General features: G+C 38.4%; 11 protein-coding genes and 1 riboswitch. Of the genes, 8 read left to right on the top strand and 3 right to left on the bottom strand.

Translation table 11 applies throughout. The features are described from left to right. The first annotated feature begins 49 nt into the window (after positions 1-49). The 7 genes from ACIQXI_RS10025 (at position 50) to ACIQXI_RS09995 (ending at position 11,535) form a co-directional block, all read left to right on the top strand. Positions 50-766, top strand: a complete 717-nt coding sequence (locus ACIQXI_RS10025; protein ID WP_024361488.1) for a response regulator transcription factor — start codon at positions 50-52, stop codon at positions 764-766. Further along, the gene (locus tag ACIQXI_RS10020; RefSeq protein WP_402924084.1) at positions 759-2,534 is read left to right on the top strand and encodes an ATP-binding protein; all 1,776 of its coding nucleotides are present in this window, start codon (positions 759-761) and stop codon (positions 2,532-2,534) included. Before ACIQXI_RS10025 ends, ACIQXI_RS10020 begins: the two co-directional genes overlap by 8 nt. Positions 2,535-2,724: 190 nt before the next feature. Continuing rightward, a complete protein-coding gene (gene sigX / locus ACIQXI_RS10015) occupies positions 2,725-3,258 on the top strand; it encodes an RNA polymerase sigma factor SigX (RefSeq protein ID WP_402924082.1) in 534 nt (177 codons plus the stop codon). Further along, entirely contained in the window at positions 3,255-4,532 is a 1,278-nt protein-coding gene (locus ACIQXI_RS10010; protein ID WP_402924080.1) for an RNA polymerase subunit sigma, read from the top strand. Before sigX ends, ACIQXI_RS10010 begins: the two co-directional genes overlap by 4 nt. A gap of 276 nt (positions 4,533-4,808) precedes the next feature. Then, positions 4,809-8,525, top strand: a complete 3,717-nt coding sequence (locus ACIQXI_RS10005; protein ID WP_402924077.1) for a S8 family serine peptidase — start codon at positions 4,809-4,811, stop codon at positions 8,523-8,525. Between the two features lie 201 nt (positions 8,526-8,726). After that, positions 8,727-8,923: riboswitch (FMN riboswitch) on the top strand. Between the two features lie 226 nt (positions 8,924-9,149). Further along, positions 9,150-9,737: an ECF transporter S component gene (locus tag ACIQXI_RS10000; RefSeq protein ID WP_402924075.1), complete on the top strand. Its 588-nt coding sequence runs from the start codon at positions 9,150-9,152 to the stop codon at positions 9,735-9,737. 289 nt (positions 9,738-10,026) lie between these two features. Further along, positions 10,027-11,535: an SH3 domain-containing protein gene (locus ACIQXI_RS09995; RefSeq protein WP_402924073.1), complete on the top strand. Its 1,509-nt coding sequence runs from the start codon at positions 10,027-10,029 to the stop codon at positions 11,533-11,535. A gap of 216 nt (positions 11,536-11,751) precedes the next feature. Here ACIQXI_RS09995 and ACIQXI_RS09990 read toward each other — a convergent pair whose 3' ends face one another. Beyond that, positions 11,752-11,997 carry a hypothetical protein gene (locus ACIQXI_RS09990; RefSeq protein ID WP_402924070.1) on the bottom strand — a complete coding sequence of 82 codons (246 nt, stop codon included), beginning with the start codon at positions 11,995-11,997 and terminating at the stop codon, positions 11,752-11,754. Positions 11,998-12,331: 334 nt separating this feature from the next. Here ACIQXI_RS09990 and ACIQXI_RS09985 point away from each other — a divergent pair, with 334 nt between their 5' ends. Further along, positions 12,332-13,678: a sodium-dependent transporter gene (locus ACIQXI_RS09985; RefSeq protein WP_402924067.1), complete on the top strand. Its 1,347-nt coding sequence runs from the start codon at positions 12,332-12,334 to the stop codon at positions 13,676-13,678. A gap of 76 nt (positions 13,679-13,754) precedes the next feature. Here ACIQXI_RS09985 and ACIQXI_RS09980 read toward each other — a convergent pair whose 3' ends face one another. Both ACIQXI_RS09980 and ACIQXI_RS09975 read right to left on the bottom strand, forming a co-directional pair. After that, on the bottom strand, positions 13,755-14,141 hold the full coding sequence (locus ACIQXI_RS09980; protein WP_402924064.1) for an STAS domain-containing protein: 387 nt from the start codon (positions 14,139-14,141) through the stop codon (positions 13,755-13,757). A 27-nt stretch (positions 14,142-14,168) separates the two neighbouring features. Then, positions 14,169-15,863, bottom strand: a complete 1,695-nt coding sequence (locus tag ACIQXI_RS09975; RefSeq protein WP_402924062.1) for a methyl-accepting chemotaxis protein — start codon at positions 15,861-15,863, stop codon at positions 14,169-14,171. Positions 15,864-15,879: the final 16 nt, after the last annotated feature.

The raw sequence follows: 15,879 nt of genomic DNA, 5'->3' as shown, positions 1-15,879 counted from the left end.
CCATGTACAATAGAGGGTAGAGAAAGATCGGAAGAGAGGGATCGTGAAAGTGTCAGAAAATATTTCAGTATTAGTAGTAGACGATGAGGATCGTATCCGCCGCTTATTAAAAATGTATTTAGAGCGAGAAGGATACCAAGTCGACGAAGCAGAGAATGGTGAAGAAGCGATCGAGAAATCTTTAGAAAAAGAGTATCACTGTATTTTACTAGATATTATGATGCCTGAAAAAGATGGGCTAGAAGTTTGTGCAGAAATACGTGAACGTGCTGCAACGCCAATTATTTTATTAACTGCTAAAGGTGAGGAAGCGAACCGTGTACAAGGCTTCGAGCTTGGGGCAGATGATTATATTGTAAAGCCGTTTAGTCCACGCGAGGTAGTGCTTCGCGTAAAAGCGATTTTACGTCGCTCACAAGCATTCTCTCCTACGACGAATGCATCATCATCAAAAGATTTAGTGGTGTTCCAACACTTAATGATTGATCATGATGCACACCGTGTAACGGCGGAAGGCATTGAAGTGAATTTAACGCCGAAAGAGTATGAATTATTGTATTTCCTTGCAAAATCTCCTGACAAAGTATTTGACCGTGAACAATTACTGAAAGAGGTTTGGCATTACGATTTCTTTGGTGATCTACGTACAGTTGATACACATGTTAAGCGATTACGTGAAAAACTTAATCGTGTATCTGAAAACGCCGCTAAAATGATTGTGACTGTTTGGGGCGTTGGTTATAAATTTGAGGTTGTCAATGAATAGAATATGGAACAGTGTTGTCGGGAAGCTATGGGTAACCATATTGCTTCTCGTTTCATTTGTATTATTTGTTTTCACGGTTTTAATGCTCGAATTTCTTCAAAACTACCATATGCAACAAGCAGAGATTTCCCTACGTCAAACCGCTGCAACAATAGCGAGTATTGTGGATGACAATGAGACGGCGGAATCGACTTCGCAACTCTTAACAGAAATTTTACCTGAAGGTACGAATGCACTTATTGCTATTAATCATTTGGAAGTATCATTTGCTATGCAGGAAGGCGTTAATAAAGAAGAAATTCAAGATGCCATTTTAGCAAATAAATCTTTCCACGAAATTTTTAAGTCCGATGAACCAGTTATTAAGGAAATGCTAATGCCCTCTTCAACAGATGAAGCAAAAATGGAGTCGTATGTTGTGCTAGGCTTCCCACTAAACGTAGAAGATGAAGTACACGGTGCCGTCTTTATTTATCAAAGTCCTGATGCGTTACATAAAACATCGAAAGAGACGACGAAAATTGTCTTTTTAGCGGCATTTATTGCTTTTGTGTTAACGACATTTTTCGCATTTTTCTTGTCATCACGTATTACGTCGCCATTACGTAAAATGCGCGAGCTAGCCTTTGAAATTGCAAAAGGCAATTTCGAAGCCAAAATGCCAACAACGCAAAATGATGAAATAGGTCAACTTGCTGTTGCTTTCAATCAAATGGGGCGTCAACTAAAGCATAATCTAGAAGTTATTAATCAAGAAAATGAGCAATTGTCTAATATTTTAACCTCTATGACGGATGCTGTTATTACATTTAATCGTGATCGCACGATTTTACTTAGCAACCCACCGGCGGAGCGCTTAATGCAAAAATGGTTTGTCAATAAAGGTTCGCAAAGCGCTAAGCCAATACCACCAGAGCTGTACCATATGCTCGATCATGTATTAATGTTTGAAGATAAGCTAGAAGAAGAAATTGAAATGGATGGAAATTATTACACATTTACGATTAGCCCGCTTTATAGTGGGGAATTGATACGAGGGGCAGTCGCGGTTATTCGTGATATGACAGAGCAACATCGTCTAGAAAAACTGCGCTCAGACTTTATTGCTAATGTGTCACATGAGCTACGTACGCCTATTTCAATGCTTCAGGGCTACTCAGAAGCGCTGATGGATGATGATTTTATTCAAGATCAAGAAGAACGCAATGAAATTACGAAAATTATCTATGATGAATCCAAGCGTATGGGTCGATTAGTAACAGATTTATTGGATTTAGCGCGCATGGAGTCTGGTCATATGACGCTCTATAAAGATGAAGTCCCGATAAATGCAACATTTGAGCGCATTACGCAAAAATTTGCGCAAGTAGCAAAAGAGAAGCAGGTCCAGCTCATCTTTAATAGTGAATTCGATGACGATGCGCTTATAAGTATGGATGAGGACCGCATTGAACAAGTGTTAACGAATTTAGTCGATAATGCACTGCGTCATACGGATGAAGGTTCTGTTACGGTGAAAGTCGAGCAAGAACCGACATTTGCCAAAATCTCTGTGCAAGACACTGGCCACGGTATTCCACAAGAAGATTTAGCTTACGTCTTTGAACGTTTCTATAAGGCTGATAAAGCGCGTACCCGTTCTAAAGGAGGAACCGGCTTAGGGCTTGCGATTGCTCGCAATATTGTCAAGGCTCATTCGGGCAATATTATGGTCGACAGTATATTAAAAGAAGGTACTACCTTTACTTTCTATTTACCTTTTGACTAAATTTGCTTCGTTAACTTGTTCTATCATAATTCTTTAAAGTTTACTGAAATAAATGCCTATCTTACAGAGCCGGCTGCAAGTCGGCTCTAGTGATGTATGAGCAATTTGTGAAATTTCATCCAACTATATATTGGATGTAACTTGTGCAAGCGATAAACGACAAATACTATGAGAACGGGGGTGGAGTGCTTTGAATGACTCCGTGTTCCATCGATTATACGATGCATACCATCAAGACGTGTTCCAGTTTCTTATTTATCTTGTAAAAAATCGTACACTAGCTGAGGACCTTGCACATGAGGTGTATGTCCGTGTACTGCGTTCATATGAACAATTCGCAGGAAACAGCAGTGAAAAAACATGGCTGTTCGCTATTGCTAAAAATGTCGCAATCGATCATTTTCGTAAGCAAGCTGTGCGGAAAAAGCATTCGCTCGATTTTTTTGACTGGGAAACGGAACAACTACATTCAACCACACCATCACCGGAAGATGTGTTAGAGGCCAGTGATGAATTAAAGCAGATAGAGTCTGCACTTGAAAAATGTACAGGGGATCAAAAAATGGTGATTATTATGCGCTATTTCCAAGATTTATCGATAACAGAAACTGCGCAAATACTTGATTGGACAGAGGCGAAGGTTAAAACGACACAACATCGAGCCATTAAATTTTTAAGGCAACATCTACAACAGGCTATGGAACAGGAGGCGAAAAGGCAATGACACATAAACAATTTGATGATGACCAACTTGAACAAATGTTGAACAATGCCCCAAAGCTGACTGACCATCGTTCGAAAGAGGAAGTGCTGAAACGCTTGCTTGCCGATGCCCGGTTGCAAGATAATATTCATCTTCAAGAAGCGATGCAACCACAAGAGGATGACAAAGAACAAGAGCAATCGATGTCTACTCATCAAGATGTACAGCCTATAAAGCGCTCTAAAAGTAAATGGCCTGTTTTAAGTAGTGTTGCGGCAATTTTCGTACTATCTGTAGCAGGTTATGTGTATTTATCGAATAATACGCCCGCTAACAATGAGGCAAATGCCCCTATTGAGAATTTTTCTACTTTACAAGAAGATCAGGAAGTAAGTGAAAGTGATAATGCGGATGGCGTGATGAAAGCTAATATTGGCGCTGAACATGCGCGTATGCTGACGCTACGTACTTCCGTTTACGAAGAGGATTTAGCAAATGCAGCAGTATTTAGAATTGGCTTAACAGGGGGCAATGCTGATAGTATTCCGATGACGTATATTATACCGAACGAAAAAATAACAGCGGACTTTGGTAAGGAAAAGCCAACAACTTTACAAATGTATGAAAAATATGCACCTCAAATTAATGAGGAAGCGCTTGGATTGGCAAATTACCATCCGTACAAAGGTGAACTTAAAGAAGAGGGCGAAACGCTCGTTCATGTACTACCAGACAAAAATGAATACGATGTAGCATCGGCATCTGTAACGAAATATTTAAACTCATTAAAAGATACTTTTGCTGACTCTGAATATAAAGCTATTACATTAAAACATGCTGATGGTTCTGCTTACGAATTTTCTCAAGCTGGTGAGCCAAGTGAGCCTATTTCGTTAACAAATGCTAATCATTATAATTATTACTTATATACTGAGGAGAATGGCACGGAATATTTATCGCCCGACTTTCATCAAACGTATCCTACTGTTATAGAGGCACTACTTACAATGCGCGATAAAAAAGATGATGTTTATGTGCCAGTCGTTCCAGACAATGTCACTTATACTGTAAAAGAAGAAGATGGGGGCGTTGTCGTTACATTTGACGCACCGCTCGATTTAGCGACAATGGATGCTGTACGGGCAACGCAATTAATCGAAGCAATGATGTTGACCGCGTCAAGCTTTGATAAAAAGCTTCGTCTCGATAACGTTGTACAGGATAATTGGGAGGGCTTTGATTTAACGCAGTTTCTACCCATGCCGGTAGGAGCAAATAAACAAATGTTGCCGTAAAAATTCATAAAAGTAGCTTATTTTAAATGTACATGACTAAATGTTAGTCGTGTACATTTTTTTTGTGTAACAAATTAATGTGCAACATTTCTCATTTAAAAGTTCTACTTGCATGTTAACTGACTAGGAAGATAGATTTAATCTCTCAATAATAAACTACTAATAAATATCGATATTTGAATATTCAGATATTCGAAATAGTTTCCTTGTGATAAATTGGAAATACCACACTAAATTGAAAAGTGTGACAATTAAAAGCGGAAGGGGAAATGAGATTTGAAAAACTTTAAGTTTACGAAATTTTTAAGTAGTATGCTTGCTTTCATTATGGTGCTTTCTCTAATGGTTCCATTGACGAATGCTCAAGCTGAAGAAGCGAAGCCATTCAAGCAGGATAGCCAAAGCGAAAGTATTATTCAACTAAAGGCGGCTATCGCTGAACAGCTAAACTTATCGAAAGATGGTCCAACTCTTCACGAAAGTTTGCAAAATATATCAGGCAATCAAGATGTTGCAGTTATTATTCATTTATCTGAAAAGCCTGTAGCTCTAGAACAAGGAATAAACCAAGTCAAAGGCAAAAAATTTTCTAATGCACGAGCAAATGAGGTCCGTGCAAATGTACAAACACAACAAGCAAAAGTTAAAAAAGAATTAGCGAGTAAGAAAGTACAAATGACTCAAGGATACACATTTGATACTGTTTTAAACGGTTTTGCGGCAACTGTCAAAGCAAGTGATCTTCCCAAATTGCTGACAGTAGAAGGCATTACATTGATCGAACCGGATGCAATGGTGTATGCCTCAGAAGATAATACGGTGAAATCCTCTGAACTAAAGAAGGAAGAGCAATTAGAAGCTCGAATGAATACGAGTAATTCGTTCCTCGGCATTGAACAGCTGTGGAAGGAAGGCTTAGAAGGACAAGGGATAAAAGTAGCTGTATTAGATACTGGTATTGATGCAGATCATCCTGAGTTTGCTGGCATTTACAAAGGGGGAAAAAACTTTATTCCTAATTCAGCAACTTACACGAAGCCACGAGCAGATGACGACGCATCGGAAACATCGCCTACAGAACGTCCTGCTGGGACACCTGAATTTAATGAAAAAGGAAGTGCGTTCTATACATCTCACGGTACTCATGTTGCGGGAACAATCGCGGCAATCGGCGCAAATGAATTCGGTATTAAAGGAATTGCGCCAAAAGTAGACCTTTATGCTTACCGTGTTTTAGGGGCTTATGGAAGTGGTGCAACATCGGGTATTGTAAAAGCAATTGAAACAGCAGTGATGGAGAAAATGGACGTCATCAACCTTTCGCTAGGTGGGGGAGCTAATTCTGAAACCGATGCGGGTTCTTTTGCCATTAATAATGCTATGATTGCGGGGACAATCGGGGTTATTGCAACAGGGAACTCTGGTCCAAATCGAGGAACAATGGGTACGCCTGCAACCGCGCGATTAGGAATTGCTGTTGGTAATACAACAAATCCTGAAGTGATGTATAACGGGGAAGTAAATATTACAGTTGGCGACTACAGTTTTGTAAAGCAATTGCCATTAATGGGTACGACTTTTGGTCAAAATTTAACAACACAGCTGCAAGGAGACTTTGACCTCGTTGCTGTTCCAGGATATGGAGAAGTAAAAGACTTCACAGGAATTGATGTAGCAGGTAAAGTAGCATTGATTTCTCGCGGTAATATCGCATTTGTTGATAAAATTGCCAATGCTAAAGCAAATGGAGCAATCGCAACCATTATCCACAACTTTGCTGGTGGCACGAATGCACCGAACATTTCAGGCACTTTCCTCGGTGATTCATTTGAGTTTTTACCAACATTTGATATGTCCCAAACGGATGGTGATGCCATTCGCGCTGCATTAGCAGGAGGAACTGGAAAAGTAAGCTTTAGTCAATTTGCTTCGACGACGACTACGGGTGATGAGGTGAATGCTTCAAGTTCCCGTGGCCCATCCACACCAAACTTTGACATTAAACCAGATGTCAGTGCACCTGGAACAAATATTATGTCAACGATTCCAATGTATAAAAAAGATTTCCCTAACGCGGAGTATGGGGAAGCCTATGCTCGTAAAACAGGTACTTCAATGGCAACGCCACATATTGCTGGTATTGTGGCATTAATCAAACAAGCAAACCCTGATTGGACTGCGTTTGATGTAAAAGTGGCGCTTTCCAATACAGCTAAAGTTTTAGATAAAACAAAATACGATGTATTTGCTCAGGGGGCTGGGCGTGTAAATGCTTATGCGGCAGTACATCCTGAAATTCTTGCCTACGCACTTGATAGCGCAGTGATAGATGGAAGCGGTGCTATTTCTGAAAACTTAAAAGGTACAGTTACATTCGGCCCTCAATCACTTAAAGAGCAGGATATTTCTGTAACAAAACAAGTTGTAGTAAAAGATATAAAAGGCAACGGCGGCAATTACAATGTATCGATTGATGTGACGAAAACTTTTGGTGATGCGACAGTTACTGTAGATCAGCCAACATTTAACCTAGTTGGTGAGCAAGTTCTAAATATTACCTTAACTGCTTCCAAAGCCACGGCACCAAATGGCTCTGAAATACTAGGGTATATTTATATTAACGGTGGCGCGACAGAAATTTCATTACCATTCGCGGCTGATTTTGGTGATGCGGCAGCGACTGAAATTAAAGATTATAAAATTACTGAAACAGACTTATCCTTTAATGGAGATGGAGTGAAAGACTCAGCTGTACTTTCGTTTACTTTAACGGGCGATGTAACAACGAATTATATCGAGCTGTGGGATATTATGAATCCTAACGGTGGAGAATACGGAGACGGTTATATTGGTTATCTTCATGCAGGGACTGCGCTAGGAAAAGGCTCCTATACGCTGAATATTGGTGGGCAGTATAAACCATGGGGAGCAGCACCTGCCACAACGATTCCGGACGGTCTGTATACAATTGATTTTACTGCTCTTGCAGCAACGGGCGTAGTTTCAGATTATGTTGGACCAATTGTCGTGAAATCGACTAAACCAGAAATTACTGGTTCGGTAGCTGAAGGTGTCGCTACTGGCCAAGTAACCGATAAATATATCGACTACAATGAAGAATTATATTTATATGGTTTACAGTACAATTTAAATGATAAATTAAAAGCTTCTTATATTTCGACAATAAATGGCGAAGTACAAGCACCAGTTGCTTTCGATTTAAATCAAGACGGTAGCTTCACATTCCCAGTAACTGCAGATACGAATGCTGTGTCAGTCGTAATTAATGACGCTGCTGGCAATGTAGGTAAAGCAATCATCTATGAAAAAGAGGTAGTAGAACCAGTCGTAACGCTTTCAGTAAATCCAACAACGTTAAACCTGACAGCTGGGGATACTGCACAATTGACGGTAACAGAAACGTCAACGCCTGCAGAAGGTGAGGCAACGATGGAAGATGTAACGTCAAAAGCGTCTTATATTGTTGGGGATGAAAATGTCGCTACTGTCGTCAATGGAATCGTGACTGCGGTGGCTGAGGGCACGACTACAATTACTATTTCACATGGTAAAAATGAAGTAACAGCCAACGTGACAGTTACTGCACCGGTTGTGGAAGCACCAATCGTTTCACTAGCTATTGACCAAGCTCAGGTTGAAACGAGAATCGGTAAAGAAGTGGCAGTGAAAATTACAGAAGTCACTACTTTTAATGGAACAACAACGGAAACAGATGTAACAAAACTGGCAACATATAAAGTAGCAAACGATAAGATTGCTACTGTCAAGGCAGGTGTTGTAAAAGGAAAAGGTCAAGGAAATACGACAATTACAGTAACATATGGTGAGCACACACTAACATTTGATGTGGTTGTTGTAAAGCCAGGTAACGGTAATGGCAATGGCAACGGAAATGGTAACGGCAATGGCAATGGCAATGGCAACGGAAACGGACATGGCAATAATAATGAAGTTACCGAGGAAGAGTACTAAGCCATTTTAGTTCAAACGAAAAGAGAAATTGCACTGTGCAATTTCTCTTTTTGTGCTTCTCCCTTCGCAAGGTCAGGAACCCGCTTAACCCAGTGCTTGTAAATCACACATTAAAGCATACAAAATTAATCGGAATTTTTTAAGCAGAAGTATTTACTTTTGTGAGATAAAACATTATAGTTAATTTATAAAATAATATTGATTCATCTTCGGGGCAGGGTGAAAATCCCGACCGGCGGTAATAGAGTTGTAAATCGCTAGTGTAGTCTAAAACTACAATAGCTCGCATGATTTACATAATGGCTCTTCAGCCCGCGACCTGTGCAAAGATTTTTTTGCATGGCTGACTTGGTGAGATTCCAAGGCCGACAGTATAGTCTGGATGGGAGAAGATGAAGGTACGATCGTCATTCGTTGTTACGAATTAAGCTATGTGCGAGCGTTTTTTTTAGTGTGTCTATTAATCGCACTGCTTGCTCAAAAAATAGCTAGTAATGGCGCTATTTAATCATGCCTTTTCTCCCTTATGCTGATGTGCATAAGGGTTTTTTCGTGAAAAACAATCGATTACGTCGTCACCTTTCTTCTTGCAAGATTGAATCAGCAAAGAGGAGAGAGTTTTCAATGAAGAAAAATATCAAACTGCAATCGTTTATTACGATTGGTATGCTGAGTAGTATTTCGTTTTTATTAATGCTTTTTAATTTTCCAATTCCACCGTTCCCAGCTTTTTTAGAAGTGGATTTCAGCGATATGCCTGCATTACTTGCAGCCATCACAATGGGGCCAGTAGCGGGTATTTTAGTAGAGTTATTTAAAAATGTTTTGGATTGGGTTTTCTCAGGTACGCCTACAGGAGTCCCGGTTGGTCATATTGCAAACTTTGTGACAGGTATATTATTTATTTTACCAGTATCATTTATATTTAATCGTTTTAAATCAATCGCAGGTCTTGTTGGCGGTTTGGCAACAGGAACAATTGTCATGGCAGTAGGGATGAGCGTGTTAAATTACGCAGTATTTTTACCAATGTACACGTACTTCTTAGGTATGGAGCCAGTCGTTGGCGATTCATTATACACAATGATAGTTGCAGGAATTTTGCCGTTTAATATTGTAAAAGGTATATTATTAACGGCGATTATGGCGTTATTGTTCACAACAATGCGCAAATGGATTGAGCAACAACGTACAATGTATTTATCAAAATAAGCGTAAAAAAGTATAATTATGAATAGTGTTCAAGTAATAACACCTTTTAGATTGTTATGTCTAGAAGGTGTTTTTTGTTGTTTAAATTTGCTATAGCAAAGTTTTGAGATAAGAAAGAATAACAGATCACACAAGCAAATACTATATGTTAGATATTTCATTTATATATCAATACTGTTAAAAAATATAGATATTGGTTGATATTCCTGTCTCAAACATTAGGTTTATGATAACATATATTTGAATCTTTTAACTTTGAAAAATAGGAAAGGAAGTGTATACATCACACATGAAAAAGATATTGAAACCATTGATTAGTGTTATTGCCATCGGTACCCTCTCGCTATCTATAAACATAGATCAAAATGTATTAGCGAATAATCTTGCAAATTCATGTGAGTATGATTCGACATCGAAAGTAAACCCTGATTATTCGACAATGAACTGTTTGTTAACCGAAACTGCACTGCGTTATGATGTTCCTCCTGAAATTGTGAAGGCAATAGCGGAAGGTGAAAGTGGAAATTGGCGTCATTTTGATAAGAATGGGGAAGTGATTGTGACAGCTGATAATGGAATTGGCATAATGCAAATTACAAATCAGGCAGGTTACGATCAAGATAGACTAAAAAACGATATTGTCTATAATATTCAAGCTGGTGTAGAGACGCTAGATGCTATGTTTAAGCGAAAAGATTTACCTCGCATCAACGGAGGGGAACGAGATGTATTAGAACAATGGTATTTCGCTATCATGGCTTATAACGGTACTAAGCCAGTAAATAGTCCAATTGTTCAAGCATCTGGTGAAAGAAATGCCAATGCCTATCAAGAAAAAATTCTAAAAATTATCAATAAAATGGAATTAATAAATTTAACAGAGCTGCCTTTTTCACGTGAACATTTTCAATATGACTCGAACAGCAAGGAGAATATTAAGTTTTCAAAGATGACCTATGATTTTGATTTACCATTAACAAAATCTAAGTATTATTTTAAAACAAATCAAAAAGTTAGTGCATTAACGAATGTCACAGTTAGGACAAAACCTACTACGGATAGTCCTTCTTTAGGTACTTTACGTGAAGGTGAAATGGTGACCATTACAGGTCCATTTGAATATGAAAAAGTATCAACGAAGAAAAACCATTTTGTTTGGTATCCTGTGAAAAGAAGTGACGGAACAGCAGGGTATGTTGCATCAAGTTATTTAAACTACTCAGCTTCAACACCAACACCTCCAGTAACACCGCCAACAACAGGAAACGTTGATGTATCAAAGTTTGCTGATTACAATGCAAACCAATACTGGGCTGAGGATTTTAAGTGGGCAGTCAACATCGGTATCATTAGTGGATATCCAAACGTGAAAAATCCATCAACAGGTAAGTACGAAAACTTACTGAAACCGTACACGAACTTAACGGAAAACCAAATGTTATCAATTCTATTACGTTACTTCAAACCATCAGAACTAGCTTCAACGACAGCTAATACTTCATGGTATGGAGACGTAAACTACCAACTGGCTACAAAATACGCTCTACCAGTTCTAGGTGCAAACACAGCATCCAAGCAAGCCATTGCAGGTAAAAATATTACACGGGGTAACTTCGCTCGGATCTTAGTTTCAATGCATTATGGTAAGACTGTATCTCAGTCAGAAGCTATTACATTCCTTCGTGATAATGGCTTAACAACTACTAAAACAAATGAAGCGTTTAAACCAAATGATTCTCTAGCAAGAGCGCACGCAGTGGCATTCTTCCACCGTTACGAACAAACATTTAATAACTAAATTGCGACTAACATGTAAAAAGGTGACTATAAAAGTCATCTTTTTTTTGATGATAAAATATCCTTTTTTGTTACTCCTCACTAAATACATTGAAAGATTTTGTTTGATGGGAGCTACAAAGACATTTGTTAAACTACTGGAGTGACTGAGAAAGCATAACAAAAGGACTTGTGTGTAATTTTACGCACAAGCCCATAGACTGATGTGTGATTTAATTTATTGCTTATCCCCAGGAGTTCTTTTACTTAACCGCCAGCCTACATATACGCCTACAAACATTCCTCCGAATGCACCTAGTACGCTATAGCGCATGATAGAAACTATGTAGTCGTACACAGGTACATAGGTTGTAAAACTTGTAATAGAATCATCAAAAGTTTGTGTGTAATCAACAAATAATATTGCTAGGGCTAAGGTAATTAAAAATCCATATGTAGTCCATTTTTTAATACTTTTTTCCAAATTCTCAACTCCAAATACTCTTTTGTATAAAAATTGTAACATAGCCGAGTTTGAGTTGGTAGAGGAGTGGAAATGTAGTAAAACAAATGAAAGTGTCCTTTACAAGGATAACAAGCACTTTGAAGCGGATGAATTATAATAAATTCTCGTAAGAAGCTGGGAATTGTAATTGTTAAATTAAGATAAGATAGTGCAAACCTCGAGTATTTGATTACTCGAGGTTTTTATGTTGGGTAATAAAGCGAGTAAATGAAATAGTTGGAGTGACTATTCTAATTTATTATTTTAATGTACAATTAATGCGAGATTAGTTAGTTTTGAGGAGAATGAAGAGATGAGTGAAAAAAACGGACAGTGGTCCAGTAAGTTAGGATTTATTTTAGCATCGGCGGGAGCCGCGATAGGGCTAGGGGCTATTTGGAAGCTTCCTTATGTGACAGGGCAAAGTGGTGGAGGCGCTTTTTTCCTTATTTTTGTAGTGTTCACATTATTGATTGGCCTACCGATGTTATTATCGGAGTATATTTTAGGGCGGGGTACGCAATCTGAAGCGGTTACGGCCTATAAAAAAGTTGTACCAACGAAACCTACTTGGGCTTGGGTTGGACGCATGGGTGTACTCGGTTGTTTTCTATTATTAACGTTTTACAGTGTTGTCGGTGGATGGATTTTTATCTATAGCGGCCTTGGTGTATCTGGAGCAGTTATTGATCCGACCGTAAATCCAGCTGAGCTATTTGGCAAGATTATAGGCACGCCATGGATTACATTATTAGGTTTAGCGCTATTTACATTAGCCAATGTACTTGTCATATCACTTGGTGTACAAAACGGCATTGAAAAAGCAAATAAATGGATGATGCCATTATTATTTATTATGTTTATCGTTCTTGTTATTCGTGCAATAACATTAGATGGGGCAATGGAGGGTGTAAAATTCTTCTTATGGCCAGATTTTTCGAATATAACAGGTAAGGCGCTTTTAGAGGCGTTAGGGCAGTCGTTTTTTGGACTAGCTGTAGGATTTTCTTGCTTAGTGACGTATAGTTCATATTTGAAAAAAGATGTAAGTTTACCGAACTCAGCGGGTTCAGTTGTTATATTAACAGTGCTTGTATCATTTTTAGCAGGACTAGCTATTTTCCCTGTAGTTTTTGCCTTTGATTTAGAACCGCAAGCAGGGCCTGGCCTTCTCTTTATGGTGTTACCAACAGCATTTAGTCAAATGCCTTTTGGGGAAGTATTTTTAGCGCTGTTTTTATTATTGTTTTTATTTGCGACGTTAACTTCGTCTTTTAGTTTATATGAAATTATGGTAGCGGCATTTATGGAGAAATGGCAAATGTCTCGGTCATTGTTAACACTGTTACTTGGGGTTATAGTCTTTATTGCCGCGATCCCATCAGCATTATCTTCCAGTGTGCTAGCGGATGTCTCTATTTTTGGTAAGTCGATTTTTGATGCGACGGATTATTTAGTGTCCAATTTAATGCTACCTTTAGGTAATTTGTTAATTGCCATTTTCATTGCCTACGTGGTGGATAAAACTTTTGTGAAAAAGGAATTACTAATGGGAAGTAAAATGGGGCAAGGTTTTTATCTGACGTATCGTCTATTAATGTTAGTGGTCGTTCCAATCGTGATTATCGTTGTTCTGTTAAATATGCTTTTGCAAAAATAAAAGGTAGTAACCAGTGCCAGGCACCCAAACAATTCTAAATAATCAGAATTGTTTGGGTGCCTGGCACTTTCATTTGTTAATATTCGCTTAGGGCGAGTTCACCTAACCAGCCTTCTTCTTTAATCATTTGTTTTGCTTGTAGTTCACTTTGGGCAATAGGAAATACTTTATTACATTGTGAGATGGCAAATAGCTTATGAATAAAATCATCGGTTACAATAATGCTGATTTTCTTATCGAGCGTTGTGACTTTCTTTGCAAAATTAATAATCATTCCGAAACCGGTACTATCAATATTAGTAACCTTTTGCATATCAATAATATAACCGTGCTTAGTGTCTATACTTATTGCTTGAAGCTCCTCTTTTATGGGACTAATTAATCCATATTCTAAATCCCCTGTAAAGGCGATTAAAATATAATCAGCCTTTGTATCAATAGTAATTGAATTTTTCTGATTCATATAGTGCGCCTCCATTTCGCTCATAGATTAGAATGCGAATTTCTTTACTTCGTTTTGTAAGTTAGTGGAGATTTCTGCTAATTCTTCGGAGTTTTGCGAGATTTCAGCAACTGTTGCATGTTGTTCTTCGGATGTTGCAGCAATTTCTTCGGTCGCTGCAGCAGAATCTTCGATAATGCGTGAAATATCATGAATGGCATGCTGAACATTTAAGGAATTGTCATTGACATGTGTGAATGCAGACTTCATTTCCTTCACACCGTGCTCTGTTTCAGTAACTTGCTCGACAATTTCTTTTAAGGCATTGCCGCCCTTACTAATAATATGCACCTGCTCCTCAACAGCAAGTAAATTACTTTCCATAGTTCTAACAGTTACGGCAGTCTCGGCTTGTATATCTTTGATTAAATTAGTAATTTGCCCAGAAGCTAAACTCGATTGCTCCGCCAGTTGACGAACTTCAGATGCTACAACAGCGAAACCTTTTCCTTGCTCACCTGCACGAGCTGCTTCGATGGCAGCATTTAAGGCTAGTAAATTGGTTTGTTCGGCAATACCGGTAATGACGGTAATAATACCACCTATTTCTTCAGAGCGTTTACCAAGCTTTTGAATTGAATCGGTAGCGTACGATACTGTTTGTGTAACAGAGTTTAAATGTTTGATCGCTTCATTAATGGCATCCTCTCCTTTACGAGCAATTTGGGTTGATTGGATTGCTCTATTTAACGTAGTTTCTGCTTTATCTAAACTAATGGCTACTTCGTCAATTGTTTTTTTCATCATTGTGACAATTTGCTCAGCCTGATCGGATTGCATGGTAGAGCCATTGGCGATGTCATTCATTGTGACAGCGATTTGATTGGATGCTTCACTCGTTTGGTGGGAAGATTCCGCTAACGTTTGTGAGGAACTCGCGATTTGATTGGCACTATTTGCTACGATCGTCATCGTTTCGCTTAAACGATTTTTCATCTCCATAAAAGCTTGCGCTAAATTGGCAATTTCATCTTTTCCTTTAGGCTTTAATATCTTGACGTTTAAATTTAAATTCGCTAATTCTTTTGCCGTAGCACTCAATTGGTTGATAGGCGCAATAATTTGCCGCTGTAAAAACCAACTAATACTAACAAACATTAAAATGGCAATCCCTAATGAAATAGCAACATTTTCTAATGCATATTTAGTTGCGAGGTTAATATAAGGGGCGGAAGGGGTTCCGGTTGACCACATGCCGATGATGTCACCTGTGCTATTGAAAATCGGTTTGGTCGCCATCTGGTACATGCTGCCTAATACAGTCGCTGAACCGATATAACGCTCTTTTTGCTCTAAGACAGTAGTTGCTAACTCTTTAGGAGCTTTGGTATTCACTTGTCGTACGCCATTTTCCACAATATTTGTATTAACGCGTGTATCATGTTGGAAGATTGTCACAAGGTTTCCGTCTGCTAGCTCACCAATTTCATCAACAATAGCAAAATTGTTATTAATTTTAACATCACCTTTGTATAATTCATTATCTTGGATAGACCAATCCCCAGGTACAATGACATCGAAATATTGATAGCTCAATTGTAAATCGGATAAAAGCTTCGTATTTGCACTTTCTAAGAAATTCTTTTTCGCTTCATTAAAATCAATAATGGCTATTAGCGTTACCATTAGCAATATACAGGAAAGAATGAGTAAGTACATTTTTTTCCTAATTGTCCACGTCATAAAAATTCCCTCCTAA

Origin of the sequence: Lysinibacillus sp. NPDC097195, from assembly GCF_044762075.1 — a bacterium.
GTDB lineage: Bacteria > Bacillota > Bacilli > Bacillales_A > Planococcaceae > Lysinibacillus.
Note: the sequence above shows the minus strand (reverse complement) of the source record. Positions and strands in the feature narration are given on the sequence as shown.

Coding starts and splice junctions, on each gene's coding strand:
- ACIQXI_RS10020 (WP_402924084.1), top strand. CDS start 759: ATGAATAGAATATGGAACAGTGTTGTCGGGAAGCTATGGGTAACCATA.
- ACIQXI_RS10010 (WP_402924080.1), top strand. CDS start 3,255: ATGACACATAAACAATTTGATGATGACCAACTTGAACAAATGTTGAAC.
- ACIQXI_RS10000 (WP_402924075.1), top strand. CDS start 9,150: ATGAAGAAAAATATCAAACTGCAATCGTTTATTACGATTGGTATGCTG.
- ACIQXI_RS09995 (WP_402924073.1), top strand. CDS start 10,027: ATGAAAAAGATATTGAAACCATTGATTAGTGTTATTGCCATCGGTACC.
- ACIQXI_RS09985 (WP_402924067.1), top strand. CDS start 12,332: ATGAGTGAAAAAAACGGACAGTGGTCCAGTAAGTTAGGATTTATTTTA.
- ACIQXI_RS09980 (WP_402924064.1), bottom strand. CDS start 14,141: ATGAATCAGAAAAATTCAATTACTATTGATACAAAGGCTGATTATATT.
- ACIQXI_RS09975 (WP_402924062.1), bottom strand. CDS start 15,863: ATGACGTGGACAATTAGGAAAAAAATGTACTTACTCATTCTTTCCTGT.